Origin of the sequence: Mesorhizobium sp. M7A.F.Ca.US.014.04.1.1, assembly GCF_003998745.1 — a bacterium.
In the GTDB taxonomy this organism is placed as follows: domain Bacteria; phylum Pseudomonadota; class Alphaproteobacteria; order Rhizobiales; family Rhizobiaceae; genus Mesorhizobium; species Mesorhizobium ciceri.
The window spans coordinates 1-609 of record NZ_RZRW01001342.1; the positions used below are offsets into that span (position 1 = coordinate 1).

General features: G+C 54.8%; 2 protein-coding genes. Both read left to right on the forward strand.

Translation table 11 applies throughout. The features are described 5' to 3' along the window. Positions 1–351: methyltransferase C-terminal domain-containing protein (locus EOA22_RS36440; protein WP_348629529.1), on the forward strand; the 351-nt coding region annotated here is incomplete at its 5' end. Then, positions 348–609, forward strand: a 262-nt coding sequence (locus EOA22_RS36445; RefSeq protein ID WP_245478808.1) for a sugar phosphate nucleotidyltransferase, incomplete at its 3' end; no start/stop codon positions are given. The genes EOA22_RS36440 and EOA22_RS36445, both read left to right, overlap by 4 nt.

Below are 609 nucleotides of genomic sequence, written 5' to 3' on the forward strand. Positions count from 1 at the left end.
CTCTTGGCATTCCTGATTTCGGCCAAGGAAGAGGGCAAGACGATTTGCGGTTACGGCGCGCCTGGCAAGGGAAACACGCTGCTGAACTACTGCGCCATCGGCACCGACTTCCTGGATTTCACAGTGGACCGCAACCCGTACAAGCACGGGCGTTATACACCTGGAATGCACATCCCGATCAAGCCCGTCGACGAAATCGACGAGGCTAAGCCAGACTACATCCTCATCCTTCCGTGGAATCTGAAGGACGAGATCATTCAGCAGATGCGCCATGTCGCCGCTTGGAACGCGAAATTCGTAGTGCCGATTCCTTTCGTGACCGTAATCGATCCGTCGGAGTACGAGAAATGAAAGTCATTCTTTTCTGTGGCGGTCGCGGGACCCGCATTCGCGACTATTCCGAAAGCATCCCAAAGCCGATGATACCGCTCGGCCACCAGCCGATCCTGCGCCATGTCATGCAATGGTACAGTGACTATGGGCATGACGAGTTCGTGTTGTGTCTGGGCTACAAGGACAACGTGATCAAAGACTTTTTCTTGAACACCCGGCCGCAAACGTTTTCCGATTGCGTGGTTACGCGAGGAGGCCAGGACGTCAAGCTCTTCG